Consider the following 13,113-nt stretch of genomic DNA (forward strand, 5'->3'; position numbering starts at 1 on the left):
GTCGTTTCCTTACAGTTCAAAGCCAGATTGGTTTGCGATAGATTTCAATGTTGCTTTCGCTTGTTTGATATCTTCGAACCAGTTGTCATTTTGAGCCCACATTTCAATCACTAATGGTGCGCTGTAATCAATTTCAGCAAGTGTTTTGAAAATAGCAGGGAAGTCGACTTGGCCTTCACCGATAACAAGATCTCGGAACTGACCTTTACAGGTTTCTGAAACTCGTAGTGTGTCTTTAAGGTGGACTTGTACTAGGTGGTCACGGCTCAGTTTTAGCTCGGTACACACATCGTAATTCCAACCTGAGATGTTGCCCACATCTGGGTAAGCCATGAAGTAAGGCGATGGGATCTCACGCTTTAACACTTCAAACTTGCTCAGTGAGTTCAGGTAAGGCGTATCCATAATCTCAACACCGAGCATGATGCCTGCGCGCTCTGCCATTTTGGTGGCTTGCTGCATACCTTCAATGAAGCGAGCGTGAGTTTCAGCCGATTGCGGCTCGTAATACACATCGTAGCCCGCCATTTGAATACAGCGAATACCAAGCTTGTAAGCCAATGAAATCGCTTTTTCCATGATGATCAGCGATTCAGTGCGGATACCGTCATCCATTGAGCCAAATGGAAACTTACGGTGCGCGCTCAAACACATCGATTGGAATGGCATTTGATGCTTTTCACATAGGCGGCGAAGTTCATAAATCTCTTCGTCTGACCAATCTAAACGAGCGCGGCGCTCATCGGTTTCATCCACTGAAATTTCTACAAAGTCGAAGCCAGCTTCTTTGGCGTGAATCAAACGCTCTTCCCATGTAAGGGTGGTTGGCATCGCTTTTTCGTAAATACCTAATCTGAATTTGTTTTTAGAATCAAACATTCTTTTTCCTTAAAAGAGTTGTTGTTCTATACGCGTTGTTATGTCTTGAATTCTGCTAGCAATTTCTTCGTAGCCGAGAGCTTTCATTTTTGGCGTAAGCGAAGAGACGCTAACCGCGTATACAGGAGAATTGTTCTTGTCAAAAATAGGGACAGCAACACAAGAAATACCTGCTTCGTTCTCTTCATCATCGAGCGCATAACCACGGCTCTTAATTTTATCGAGAACACCAAAAAATTGAGACTTGTCGAGAATCGTGTTTTCAGTTAACGGCTTCATTGTGCTGACATTGCGTTTCCAATAGGTTTCTCGAACGCTGTCAGAGCTAAATGCTAAGTAACATTTTCCTGCCGCTGAGCAGTACATTGGAGAATGCAGCCCTACGTAGGTTCGAGTTCTAAAGGAAGAATTAACGGGTTCAAACTTGTCTTTAAAAATGATGTTGTCAGCATCAAAAGAGAGGAAGTTAACCGTTTCATTCACATCGTCGAGTAGCTCAGATAGGTATGGCTTAACGGTGCCAGTGACATCAGAGTTGATAGCAGCGTGTCCAAGCTGAACCAACTTCATCGTTAAGCGATATTCTTTACCTGAACACATTTGAGCAACATAACCAGAGGCTTCAAACGTTGCTAAAATACGATGGACAGATGACTTGTTGAAGCCAGTCCCTTCAGACACTTTTTGTAGCGAAACGCCATTAGGATAATTCCCAAGGAATTCCAATACGGTCAGTGCTTTAGACAACGATTTAATTTGCTCACTCATATATGTGCTACCAGTGTTTACCTATTTCAGTATGGAAGTTTTCTGCGATGTCACGTCCATTGCTACCAGCTAACGCTCGGCCAGCAATAAATGACTTTGCAAACAGATTCTTAAACAAATGCAGATCGTCAGGAACAATACCACCAGTAATGGATAGTTCAATTCCAATATCCGATAATTTCTGCATTTTTATCAAATCTTCTTCGGTCCAGCTCACACCAGCAAGTTCCGCATCACGAGAACGGTGATAAATTGCTTGTTTAATGCCCATGTCGACCCATGCTTGCGCATCTTCCATTGTCCAGTGTCCATACAGCTCAATTTGCACTTCGCCGTCGAATTCATCCGTTACTTTCTTCGCTGAACGAATAGTTTCGATGTGTGCTGCTGCACTTACTGTTACCCAGTTAGCGCCGGCATCCATCGCCAGACGCGTTAAAATGGCGCTGGCATCGGTGATTTTCATGTCACAGACAATGATGTGATTTGGGTATTTTTCTCGTAGGATTCTTACGCTATCTACGCCGTGGGCGAAGGCTAAAATCGTTCCGATTTCAATTACATCTAACTTATCTGCAACATGCTCTATTGAGGCTAATGCCGTGTCGATATCAGTGGCATCAAGTGCCATTTGTAGCAAGGGCTTAGACATCTATTTCATCCTCAAATTGTTTAAACAACTGCACCAGTCTTTGATAGTGCTTATATTTCTTTTGGTATATATCGTAGTGTTTAGGATTCGGCTCGACACGTGACGTAGAATTAGTGATCGCTTGAGTACATTCTGCTAATGAAGCGAACTCACCTGCGCCGACCATTGCCATCATTGCGGCACCTAATGAGCCGGTTTCATCCACGTCTGATATTTCAACGGTCATGCCGGTAAGGTCAGCCAGCATTTGCATCCATACAGGGCTAGATGCAGGGCCGCCTGTCACTTTTAGTATGTTGGCTTTTGGAAAACGCTGACGCATACGTTCTAGGTGAATGTTGTGGCAGAATAAGATACCTTCCCAAATGGCTTGAATTAGGTGCCCTTTAGTATGGTGCGATTGCAGGCCATAGAAGCCTGACTTTAGGCCAAGCCCTTGGTTAGAACCGTAAAGGAATGGCACAAAGTAGATACTGCTTGATGCCGGATCTAATGCTTCCACTAACGCTTGATTTTGCTGGTGGTTAATCTGGCCATTTTCACCAAGGTAGTCGGCGAACCATTCATAATTACCCGCAGAGGTTGGGCTCGCTTCGTGAATGATGTATTCGTTATCGACGGCGTAATGGCCGTAAACAAAGTTGTGGCTTTCTTGCGTTACTTTCTTTGATATGCCGGACGTTACCGCCCATGTTCCCATCACGTAATTCAGGGTATCTTCTGAAGAGTTGATTCCAGAACAGATCGCGGTAGACACAATATCAAACAAACCGCCGAACACAGGTGTACCTATTGCTAGTCCGGTTTCATTAGCAACGGCCGCAGTGATTTTCCCTGCTTGCTGTTGAGGTTTTACAACGGGTGGTAGCGCATCCCAAATTTCTTCGATGCCAAAGGTTTCCAGAAGGGCTTTGTCATACTCACCAGTGATGGAGTTGAAAAAATTACTTTCTGAAATATTGGTCAGTTCTGCTGCGACTTCGCCCGTTAAGCGATAACGAAGGTAGTCGTGAGACATCATCACTGCGCCAATGTTGTTGTATCGTTCGGCATCGTTCTCTTTGATCCAGCGAATAATCGATACAGGGTGACCTGTCCACAGTGTTTGCAGTGTGGTTGGGTAGATCTCTTGTGCTTTATCCTGTTCTAGCCACTCTTTAACGATAGGCAGTGAACGAGAGTCAGAAGACATAATGCCGTGGCCGAGGTTTTGTCCCTCTTTATCAAGAAGGTAAACGCCTTTGCCTTGGGCTGAAATGCTCAAGCCTTTGATAGAGGTCGGTTCTACTTTTGTGGTCTCTAAAAGCTGCTTAATGACATCGACAGCGTTACCCCATAGTGCGTTTAGGTCGCGTTCTACCCAACCTTGTTTTTCGTTGATGACGCTCGCCGATACGCGGGCAAGACCTTGTTGTTCACCTTTTGCGTTAAACAACGCGGCTTTCATAAAAGTGCCGCCAGAATCAATTCCAATGTAGTAATTCATTATTTGGCTTCCAGTAAATCGTTGTGAATTTTCACCACCAGTTTTCTAACGGGTTGGCTGTCATCATTTTCAATATTGGTGATATGCACGATATTTGGTGTGAATAAATAAAATTGATTGCGTTTTGCATGAATGAAGCTGAGTTCAATTCCTGGGTATTCGTAAAACTGAAGGTCACGTTCTTGGTTATAAGGTTGCGCGTTGCTGTGTTCGCCAGTGTCGATCGCCCATGCCATCACTTCAGAACCTTCGAGAATGATCTGCAAGTCAGAATGGTATTTATGGACTTCAGGTTGGAAGTTTCCTAGAGGCTCTTTGTCATATTCCAATACAACAAACCATGCCTGTTTTGAATCAAAACCAGGGAGTTCATGGCGACCTAATGCGAGTTTTTCTTGGTCGAGACTGTTCAAGTACTCAAGCACGTTTTGAATAACGACAGGGTACGACTTACTGATCTGCGTAGGTTGAGTATTTCCGACTAACATAAAAATTCTCTTTAAATATAAACAGCTTAATAAAGCCGATGCTTTAAATTAATGGGCACTAAATAGGTCTTGTAAAAGCGTCGCTAACCCTGTCTTATCGTCATTGTTTTTAGGCGTGATCAGGTTGGCTGAGCTTTTTACGGTGTCATCTGCATTTTGCATTGCGATGCCAAGTCCTGCTGCTTTAAGCATCGAAATGTCGTTGTGGTTATCACCAATCGCGACACACTGCTCTAGGCTGATACCGAGCGGCTCAATGTAGCGAGTCAATGCATTGCCTTTGCTATTACCTGTTGCTGCGAAATCGACACGATCAATCCAAGATCGTTCGCCGTTGAAGTTCTCTTTCACAAAAGGCATCTCTGCGAATGTGTTTACTTCACCTTCAACGACAAACTTCCACACATACTCTGAAATTAGTGCTTCATGTTGGAAGTCGTCGACCTTTTGAATGTTTGGTCGCTGGCTTTCTGGAAAGGTTTGAGACCACGTCAGTAGCGCTTCCATGTATTCAATAGGGCGTGCTCTCGAGTAGAGCATTGCATCACGCACATACATCACCATCTTTAGATCATGAGCTTGAGATAGGGTGATAAACTCAGCCGCAATTTCTTTGTCGATTGCGTTTTCTTGAATGACCGTATCGTTCTGGTAATCAAAGATGTAAGTGCCATTGCAACAAATTATTGGAGTCGATAAACCAAGCTGATCGTAATAAGGTTTTGCCGCGACATGATGGCGACCCGTAACGATAACCACATGAGTGTGTTGAGCGACTTGCTTGATGGCTTCGACTAACTCTTGACTAATCGTGTGCTGCGAACTGAGAACGGTACCATCGAGATCTAACGCCAATAGCTTGTGCTTATCCAATTTATGTTTATAGGACTTATGCGGTGATGACTTATGCATGTGCGAGGCCTTACTTCTGTCCGTAGTATGAATTCTTACCGTGTTTACGGTTGTAATGCTTGTCGAGTAGCTCTGGTTGAATTGCTGCTTCTGGACTGATGGCACGAGTAGCTGTTGCCATGGCTGCAATCTCTTCCATTACGACTGCATTGTGCACTGCGTCTGAACCATCCTTGCCCCATGTAAATGGTGCGTGGCCTGCGATGATGACACCTGGCATTGCCTGTGGATCGATATCGCGTTGGTTGAATTCTTCGATAATCACTAAGCCAGTGTTTTTCTCGTAATCAGATTCGATTTCAGATTTCGTTAGTAGGCGAGTACAAGGCACATCACCGTAGAAGTAATCGGCGTGTGTGGTTCCAAGCGCTGGAATGTCTCGGCCGGCTTGCGCCCAGATTGTTGCATTGCGAGAGTGTGTGTGAACAATGCCGCCAATGGTTGGGAAGGCTTTATAAAGCTCAACGTGCGTTGCTGTGTCGCTCGAAGGATTCAGCTTGCCTTCAATGCGGTTGCCTTCTAAATCGAGAACAACGATGTCATCTGCCGTCATTACATCGTATTCAACACCTGACGGTTTGATTGCAATCACGCCACGTTCACGATCGATTTCAGAGACATTGCCCCAAGTGAAAGTCACTAAGCCATATTTAGGAAGTTGCAAGTTTGCTGCGAACACGCGTTCTTTTAATTCTTGGTATTTTTTTTGTTCTTGAGACATTGTGTTTGCCCATGTTGTATTGAGTGAATGACGAGCGGATTGCCTAGCTAAATTTCCTAGCTAAAAAGAGGACTAGGCAATCGCACTCAATCGCGTTACTTAGCTGCTAGCTTGATCTTGTTGATCATCACATCGCCATTTTTCTCGATGTATGCGCTCCAAACAGGCTGGATAGCTTGTTGGAAAGCAGCACCATCAACGTCACGGTTTACTTGCATTCCGTTCGCTTCTAGTTGAGCAATCATCTTGTCTTCTTTTTCAATGCTTAGCTTACGTTGCATTGCAACCGCTTCAGCAGAGACTTCTTCAATGATTTTTTGCTCGTCTTCCGTTAGCTTGTCGAACTTACGTAGGTTCATTGTTAAAACTAGTGGTGAGTAAGCGTGTTGTGTAAGGCTTAGGTATTTTTGTACTTCGTCAAACTTGAAAGATAGCGTTACAGAAATTGGGTGGTCTTGAGAGTCAACAACGCCTGTTTCAAGTGCAGTATAAAGCTCAGATACTGGAAGCTGCTGCGGGTTAGCACCTAGCTCGTTGAACATGTCGTTTAGAGCTTTCGAGCCATTAACACGCATTTGTAGGCCTTCAACATCAGAAGGAACACGAATAGGTTTTTCGTTGTTGGTCATGTTGCGGTAACCATTTTCAGGGAAACCAAGACCTTTAAGACCGAATTTTTCAAAGTTCGCTAACACTTCTTTACCCGGCTCGCCGTCCAGTACTTTGTATGCTGTTTGACGATCTGGGAACATGAACGGCAGAGTGAAGGCCGCTGATTCAGGCATTAGGCCGTTGTAGTTGTTCAAACCAACCATCGCTAAATCAACGATGCCAGCACGTGAACCATCGATCATTTGCTTATCACTGCCCAATTGACCTTGTGGGTAGATGTTTACTTTGATTTCGCCGTTTGAACGAGCTTCTACTTCTTTCTTAAAGAACAAAGATAGGTCTTGTTGCAAATCCGACTCTGGTGCAGCGTGCGCCAGTTTTAGAGTCGTAGCGGCAAAAGCGCTAGAGCTCATTGCGATAGTCGAAGCGAGTAGAGTAAGTTTTAGTAGGGTTTTCATTATTATTTTCTCCGTCGAGGATTAACCAATGACAAACGACATTGGCACAGTGATAATGCTTGGGAAGATGACAAACAGTGTGAGCAGAGCCATGTAAGCTGCGATGAAGGGCAATACACCTTTCACTGCGGTCGACATTGGTACTCTCGCTACACCACACACTACGTTTAGTACGGTGCCTACAGGAGGCGTAATCAAGCCAATTGAACAGTTAATAACGAACAGTAGGCCGAAGTACGTTGGGTCAATTCCAGCCATCTTGATGACAGGCATTAAAAGGGGTACAAGGATTAGAATCGTTGGACTCAAGTCCATAACCATGCCGACGCAAAGTACGAGCAACATAATTACTGCCATTAATAGGCGCGGGCTATCCACCAGTGGACCTAACATTTCTGCGAGTTGTTGAGGAAGCTGAGCAACTGTAATTAGCCAAGCTGCAACCATTGCACAACCCACCAAGAACATAACCATTGCTGTCGAGCGACCTGCGTTCAGTACGATGTGGTAGAACTTCTTAATCGAGAGCTCTTTGTACACAAACGTAGATATGAAGATTGCGTAAGTTGCGGCTACTACAGCGGCTTCTGTTGGCGTAAAGATGCCGAAACGAATACCCACAATGATGATGACTGGCAGCATTAAGGCCCATACACCTTCTCTAAGTGCTGAGCGTTTTTCCGCTTTTGTCGCTTTTTCTGATGTCGCTAGGTTTTCTTTGCGAACTGTCCAGCGCCACACAAACATCAACGTCATACCCATTAACAGGCCAGGAACGATGCCGCCTAGGAATAGGTTTTTGATCGAGATACCGCCAGCAACACCAACAAGAATGAGTGGGATTGAAGGTGGAATAACGGGTGCGATGATACCGCCTGAAGCAAGTAAGCCCATTGAAGGTGCTTCTGGGTATTTCGCGGCTTTCATCATTGGGTAAAGAATACTGACCAAGGCTGCTGCATCTGCTACAGCTGAACCAGAAAGGCCAGCAAGCAGTACCGAAGTCATGATAGCAACGTAACCTAAGCCACCTTGACGGTGTCCCACGTAAGTGGTTGCTAGGCGAACTATACGCTGTGACAAACCACCCGATGCCATTACTTCACCCGCAATGAGGAAGAATGGAATGGCAAGCAGAGTGAAGCTGTCGACACCATTAATTAAAGACTGCGCAAGAATGTCTGCACTAAAGAAATCCATGTGAAGCATCAGCGCCATTGAAGACAATAACAATGCAAACGCAACAGGAAGACCAAGTAAGATTGAGACAATCAATACCGATAAGAAAATGGCTAACGTCATTATTCTTTCTCCTCATCTAAGCTATCTAGCTGCCAGTCGGGCTTGAAGATTCGCATAAAGGCAATCACGCCCATTAACAAACCTGACACCACACCTGCTAAGTAAAACAATGCTGAAGGAAGCCCTGTAAGCTGAGAAATATCTGACCAGTTAGACATCATTTGACGGTATGAACCGACGTAAAGCATGCCTACAGAAATCAGTACTATTACCCAGCAGATGCGTCTTAATACGGGTACTGCTTTTGGGAAAAGTCGTTCAGAAAATTCCGCAACAGCGAGGTGTTCACCTCGGCGCAGCACAACGGCAGCACCGAGCATGACAACCCATACAAGACCAAGGCGAGATAGTTCTACAGAGGGACGAAGACCAGAAGAAAAGCCATAACGTAAAACTACGTTAGTAAATACGAGCGCAACCATACAGGTCAGAATGACCGCCATGATGACATCGATACTTTTCCAAATACTCTTTAATACACTTTGCATAAAGCTTTCCCTACCTTTGGCTAATTACAGAGACGTAATTTGTTCCCAAATCCCATCGTTAATTTCAATGCCGCCAGCTGCTTCGTGTTTCTTGATGAAGTTTTCAATTTCAGAACCAGCAATCATCACTGAACCCGTTTCTGCAGGCTCTGACTCAAGTACGTAATCGCGGATACGCTTCATCTCTTGTGCGTAAGTGCTTTGATCCATTGTCTTACTTAAGTCGATAGCGATAAGGAATTGAGATACACCAAACTCGCCACCCATATCTTCAGTCAGTGCTGGTACTGAGTGGCCGCCAGTGATTGCCGTTAGCATCATGTCTAGTACGATTGCCATTGATGAACCTTTCCAGAAACCCATTGGAAGTAGGCGTTTGTTTTCCCAAAGTACATGTGGGTCTTTAGTGAGTTCACCTTCGTTGTCAAAGCCACCAACCACAGGTAGTTCTTTGTCAGCAAGCACGAAGTTTTGTAGCTGGCCGTAAGAAAATTGGCTCATTGAACAGTCAACAACTACGGGTGGATCGCCCGCAACTGCCATGATGAGAGGGTTTGAACCAATACGGTGATCTTTACCACCCCAAGCAGGCATTACTGCGATTGAGTTTGTTGACGCAATTCCTGCAAAACCTTCACGTGCCATTTTTAATACGTAAGCACCGCCACGCATCCAGTGGTTTGAGTTACGCATACCGACCATGCCAATGCCGTAATCACGAGCCAATTCCATTGCACGTTCTGCACAGATAAGGCCGTTAAGAACGCCAGGACCGTAGTTACAATCCCATTGCTCTAGAGCACCCATGCTGTTAACGCATTCAGGTTCAGCATTTAATTTGATCTGACCTTTATCTACTTGGTCAATGAACACTGGAAAACGGTTGATGCCATGTGAGTAAGTACCCTCGTTTGCCATTTCTACAAAGCCGGCTGCAAGCTTGGTTGCCATCTCTGGTTTCATGTCGCGAGCCAAAAGGATTCGTTCGTATTCTTGTTGTAGTTTTTCTGTTGATACTAAAGGCATCTGTGTTCTCCGATAAGTTGAATTCCATAATACGGAATGAATTATTGTTTTTATTCCGAAAATATTCTGTGAGCAAAGTTACGAAATATTTCCTTATTAAGTTTTTCTCTAATAACTGTTGGCAGGTTAAAAAATGGAACAAAAAGATTCCACAATTCCGCAATGCGAAACAAAAAGCGTGTTCAGGATCTGGTTTCTACGACTAATTAAGTCGGAATTCGATAATTTGGCGGGATCAAACTTGTCAAAATATGGGTTATGAGCAAACAGTAACTTTACTGAATATAAAATAGTGGCGTTGAAATCTGAGGTTTTGGTCAAATTCGGAAAGGGAAATACGCACAATTGCCCCCTCTTCTATATAGTGGTTTTGTTGTTTTTAGACTATTTCTTGGTAGATATTTGTGAAGTATTGGAGCCAGCTTCTATGAAAATTGTTATTGCACCAGACTCGTTTAAAGAATCTTTATCGGCTGTATCGGTGGCGGCGTGCATTGAAAAGGGCTTTCGTGAAATCTTCCCTGACGCTGACTACGTGACCTTGCCTTTGGCTGATGGTGGCGAAGGTACGGTAGATGTATTGCTACAAGGTTTAGCAGGACAAAAGCGAATCCATCAAGTGGAAGGGCCATTGGGCGCATTGGTTAATGCTGAATGGGCGATGCTTGAACCATCCGATCGCAACCCGAACAAAACGGCATTGATTGAAATAGCTGCTGCATCGGGCTTGGATTTATTGAAACCAGAGCAGCGTGTTCCGTTGATTGCTTCTTCATTCGGCACAGGGCAATTGATTTTGGAAGCGATAGAGCAGGGTGCTCAAACCATCATTCTTGGATTGGGTGGCAGTGCGACCAATGATGGTGGAACGGGTATTGTTCAGGCGCTTGGTGGTCGCTTGTTGGACAGCAAAGGACAAGAACTGAGTAGGGGTGGTGCTGCACTTGCAGAACTCGCATCAATAGAACTTACCAGCTTAGATTCGCGCTGTGCTGGTATCGAGTTGATCGTCGCGTGCGATGTTGATAATCCACTGTGTGGTGACAACGGTGCTAGCCACGTATTCGGCCCACAAAAAGGGGCGACGCCTGAACAAGTCTTACTGCTTGATAAGGCGCTAGCGAATTTTGCTCAAATCTCAGAAAAGCAAGGTTGTGTTGGTGATGAACCCGTTCACAGCCGCACGGGGTATGGCGCGGCTGGTGGCACGCCGATGGGACTTGGTCTGCTATTTAATATGCAGATTAAACCGGGGATTGAGATGGTGCTTGATGTTCTTCAAGCCGATGAAGTACTGAAAGGTGCTGACCTTGTGATTACTGGCGAAGGGCAAATGGACAACCAAACGCTACAGGGAAAAACACCTTATGGCATTGCTAAACGTGCGAGCTTACAAGGTATTCCCACCATAGGAATTGCAGGATCTTTAGGTACTGAAGTCGAAGCTTTATATGGTGAAATGAGCAGCTTGTTCGGGACGGTTCGTTCTCCTCAGTCACTTGACCAAGTTCTGCAGGAGGCTGAAATGAATCTAACCAGAACGGCAAGAAATATAGCAGCGACGCTCAAGCTAGGAAGAAAGATACTGAGCTAATCAGTGTGTCACATCGTGGTTTCTAAGTTGGCCGATTAATAGGTTTTATAGATTATAACGATAAATACAAACGATTATATTTTATGCCATTAGAGGTCTATTCTATATCCATAGTATTTTAGGGGCTTTTGAAAGGAAGCCAGTATAAATATCAAGGTGCACTCACTATTGCTGCACCTTTGGACCTTAAGGAATAGATCATGAGTAAAAAACTAACTACGGCTGCGGGTTGTCCTGTTGCTCATAACCAGAATGTTCAAACTGCGGGTAAGCGCGGTCCTCAACTTCTTCAAGATGTTTGGTTTTTAGAAAAGATGGCGCATTTTGACCGCGAAGTCATTCCAGAGCGTCGTATGCACGCGAAAGGTTCAGGCGCTTACGGCACATTTACTGTTACGCACGACATTACCAAATACACCAAGGCAAAACTGTTTTCTGAAATAGGTAAACAGACCGACCTGTTTGCACGTTTTACAACAGTTGCGGGTGAGCGTGGTGCCGCTGATGCTGAGCGTGATATCCGCGGCTTTGCATTGAAGTTTTATACTGAAGAAGGCAACTGGGATATGGTGGGTAACAACACGCCAGTATTCTTCCTTCGTGATCCTCTTAAGTTCCCAGACTTAAACCACGCGGTTAAGCGTGACCCTCGCACCAATATGCGCAGCGCGAAGAACAACTGGGATTTCTGGACTTCTTTGCCGGAAGCTCTACACCAAATCACTATCGTGATGAGTGACCGTGGTATCCCTGCGACTTACCGTCACATGCATGGTTTTGGTAGCCACACGTTCAGTTTTATTAACGCAGACAACGAGCGTTTCTGGGTGAAATTCCACTTCAAATCTCAGCAAGGTATTAAAAACCTGTCTGATGCAGAAGCCGGACAATTAATCGGTAATGATCGCGAAAGCCACCAACGCGACTTGTTAGACAGTATCGACAACCAAGACTTCCCTAAATGGACGTTGAAAGTGCAAGTGATGCCAGAAGCGGATGCAGCGAAAGTGTCTTATAACCCGTTCGATTTGACTAAGATCTGGCCTCATGCGGATTACCCATTAATTGAAGTGGGTGAGTTTGAATTGAACCGTAACCCACAAAACTTCTTCGCTGAAGTTGAGCAGTCGGCATTCAATCCTGCCAACGTGGTTCCGGGTATCAGCTTCTCACCAGACAAGATGCTGCAAGGTCGTTTGTTTGCTTATGGTGATGCGCAGCGTTACCGTTTGGGTGTTAACCATCAGCATATCCCAGTGAACGCACCTCGTTGCCCTGTACACAGCTACCACCGTGATGGTGCGATGCGTGTTGATGGTAACTTTGGTAGCACATTGGGTTATGAGCCAAACAACGAAGGTCAATGGGCTGAGCAACCAGATTTCGCTGAACCAGCATTGAACCTCGATGGTGCTGCAGCGCACTGGGATCACCGTGAAGATGAAGATTACTTCTCGCAACCGGGTGACTTGTTCCGCCTAATGACACCAGAGAAGCAAGCGATTCTGTTTGATAACACTGCTCGTAACCTAGGCGGCGTACCAAAAGAGATTCAATTGCGTCACCTAAGACACTGTTACAAAGCAGACCCTGCATACGGTGAAGGCATTGGTAAACTGCTTGAAATCGACGTGAGCGAATTTAAGTCGTAATTAATCATCTTGATTCGTTAATCGAAAGGCCGTTGAGTGAATCACTCGATGGCCTTTTTTGATCTCGCTGATCAT

13 protein-coding genes are annotated in these 13,113 nt (G+C 45.0%); 2 read left to right on the top strand and 11 right to left on the bottom strand.

The annotated features are described in order from the left end of the window. Positions 1-9 precede the first annotated feature (9 nt). The 11 genes from AACR09_RS13340 to yiaK all read right to left on the bottom strand — a co-directional run bounded on the left by AACR09_RS13340 (position 10) and on the right by yiaK (position 9,792). A complete protein-coding gene (locus AACR09_RS13340; RefSeq protein WP_102483318.1) occupies positions 10-879 on the bottom strand; it encodes an L-ribulose-5-phosphate 3-epimerase in 870 nt (289 codons plus the stop codon). A 9-nt stretch (positions 880-888) separates the two neighbouring features. Then, positions 889-1,647, bottom strand: coding sequence for an IclR family transcriptional regulator (locus AACR09_RS13345; protein ID WP_017065667.1), 759 nt, complete (start codon positions 1,645-1,647; stop codon positions 889-891). Between the two features lie 7 nt (positions 1,648-1,654). After that, a complete protein-coding gene (locus AACR09_RS13350) occupies positions 1,655-2,299 on the bottom strand; it encodes a 3-keto-L-gulonate-6-phosphate decarboxylase UlaD (protein WP_102511253.1) in 645 nt (214 codons plus the stop codon). Beyond that, positions 2,292-3,785: an FGGY-family carbohydrate kinase gene (locus AACR09_RS13355; protein WP_193835168.1), complete on the bottom strand. Its 1,494-nt coding sequence runs from the start codon at positions 3,783-3,785 to the stop codon at positions 2,292-2,294. Before AACR09_RS13355 ends, AACR09_RS13350 begins: the two co-directional genes overlap by 8 nt. Then, positions 3,785-4,273: a YhcH/YjgK/YiaL family protein gene (locus AACR09_RS13360; RefSeq protein ID WP_009845885.1), complete on the bottom strand. Its 489-nt coding sequence runs from the start codon at positions 4,271-4,273 to the stop codon at positions 3,785-3,787. The genes AACR09_RS13355 and AACR09_RS13360 overlap by 1 nt, the downstream gene beginning before the upstream one ends. 48 nt (positions 4,274-4,321) lie before the next feature. Further along, complete coding sequence (locus tag AACR09_RS13365) at positions 4,322-5,185, bottom strand: Cof-type HAD-IIB family hydrolase (protein WP_017081788.1); 864 nt, start codon at positions 5,183-5,185, stop codon at positions 4,322-4,324. 10 nt (positions 5,186-5,195) lie between these two features. Then, positions 5,196-5,906 (bottom strand): L-ribulose-5-phosphate 4-epimerase, encoded by a 711-nt coding sequence (locus AACR09_RS13370; RefSeq protein ID WP_017081789.1) that lies wholly within the window; start codon positions 5,904-5,906, stop codon positions 5,196-5,198. Positions 5,907-6,001: 95 nt separating this feature from the next. Further along, entirely contained in the window at positions 6,002-6,976 is a 975-nt protein-coding gene (locus AACR09_RS13375; RefSeq protein WP_009845882.1) for a DctP family TRAP transporter solute-binding subunit, read from the bottom strand. A 21-nt stretch (positions 6,977-6,997) separates the two neighbouring features. Further along, positions 6,998-8,278 carry a TRAP transporter large permease subunit gene (locus AACR09_RS13380; protein ID WP_193835169.1) on the bottom strand — a complete coding sequence of 427 codons (1,281 nt, stop codon included), beginning with the start codon at positions 8,276-8,278 and terminating at the stop codon, positions 6,998-7,000. Next, positions 8,278-8,766, bottom strand: a complete 489-nt coding sequence (locus tag AACR09_RS13385; RefSeq protein ID WP_012600147.1) for a TRAP transporter small permease — start codon at positions 8,764-8,766, stop codon at positions 8,278-8,280. Before AACR09_RS13385 ends, AACR09_RS13380 begins: the two co-directional genes overlap by 1 nt. Before the next feature lie 24 nt (positions 8,767-8,790). Continuing rightward, on the bottom strand, positions 8,791-9,792 hold the full coding sequence (gene yiaK, locus AACR09_RS13390; RefSeq protein WP_017072586.1) for a 3-dehydro-L-gulonate 2-dehydrogenase: 1,002 nt from the start codon (positions 9,790-9,792) through the stop codon (positions 8,791-8,793). A gap of 427 nt (positions 9,793-10,219) precedes the next feature. On the opposite strand from yiaK, the gene AACR09_RS13395 reads away from it, so the two are divergent. Continuing rightward, positions 10,220-11,386 (top strand): glycerate kinase, encoded by a 1,167-nt coding sequence (locus AACR09_RS13395; protein WP_193835170.1) that lies wholly within the window; start codon positions 10,220-10,222, stop codon positions 11,384-11,386. Between the two features lie 200 nt (positions 11,387-11,586). Next, positions 11,587-13,038, top strand: a complete 1,452-nt coding sequence (locus AACR09_RS13400; RefSeq protein ID WP_102492340.1) for a catalase — start codon at positions 11,587-11,589, stop codon at positions 13,036-13,038. Positions 13,039-13,113: the final 75 nt, after the last annotated feature.

It is taken from the genome of Vibrio sp. OPT20 (genome assembly GCF_963889365.1).
GTDB classification, from domain to species: domain Bacteria; phylum Pseudomonadota; class Gammaproteobacteria; order Enterobacterales; family Vibrionaceae; genus Vibrio; species Vibrio splendidus.

Bases quoted from the DNA above. Each gene is read 5' to 3' on its own strand.
- AACR09_RS13340 (WP_102483318.1), bottom strand. From the start codon at position 879: ATGTTTGATTCTAAAAACAAATTCAGATTAGGTATTTACGAAAAAGCG.
- AACR09_RS13345 (WP_017065667.1), bottom strand. From the start codon at position 1,647: ATGAGTGAGCAAATTAAATCGTTGTCTAAAGCACTGACCGTATTGGAA.
- AACR09_RS13350 (WP_102511253.1), bottom strand. From the start codon at position 2,299: ATGTCTAAGCCCTTGCTACAAATGGCACTTGATGCCACTGATATCGAC.
- AACR09_RS13355 (WP_193835168.1), bottom strand. From the start codon at position 3,785: ATGAATTACTACATTGGAATTGATTCTGGCGGCACTTTTATGAAAGCC.
- AACR09_RS13360 (WP_009845885.1), bottom strand. From the start codon at position 4,273: ATGTTAGTCGGAAATACTCAACCTACGCAGATCAGTAAGTCGTACCCT.
- AACR09_RS13365 (WP_017081788.1), bottom strand. From the start codon at position 5,185: ATGCATAAGTCATCACCGCATAAGTCCTATAAACATAAATTGGATAAG.
- AACR09_RS13370 (WP_017081789.1), bottom strand. From the start codon at position 5,906: ATGTCTCAAGAACAAAAAAAATACCAAGAATTAAAAGAACGCGTGTTC.
- AACR09_RS13375 (WP_009845882.1), bottom strand. From the start codon at position 6,976: ATGAAAACCCTACTAAAACTTACTCTACTCGCTTCGACTATCGCAATG.
- AACR09_RS13380 (WP_193835169.1), bottom strand. From the start codon at position 8,278: ATGACGTTAGCCATTTTCTTATCGGTATTGATTGTCTCAATCTTACTT.
- AACR09_RS13385 (WP_012600147.1), bottom strand. From the start codon at position 8,766: ATGCAAAGTGTATTAAAGAGTATTTGGAAAAGTATCGATGTCATCATG.
- yiaK (WP_017072586.1), bottom strand. From the start codon at position 9,792: ATGCCTTTAGTATCAACAGAAAAACTACAACAAGAATACGAACGAATC.
- AACR09_RS13395 (WP_193835170.1), top strand. From the start codon at position 10,220: ATGAAAATTGTTATTGCACCAGACTCGTTTAAAGAATCTTTATCGGCT.
- AACR09_RS13400 (WP_102492340.1), top strand. From the start codon at position 11,587: ATGAGTAAAAAACTAACTACGGCTGCGGGTTGTCCTGTTGCTCATAAC.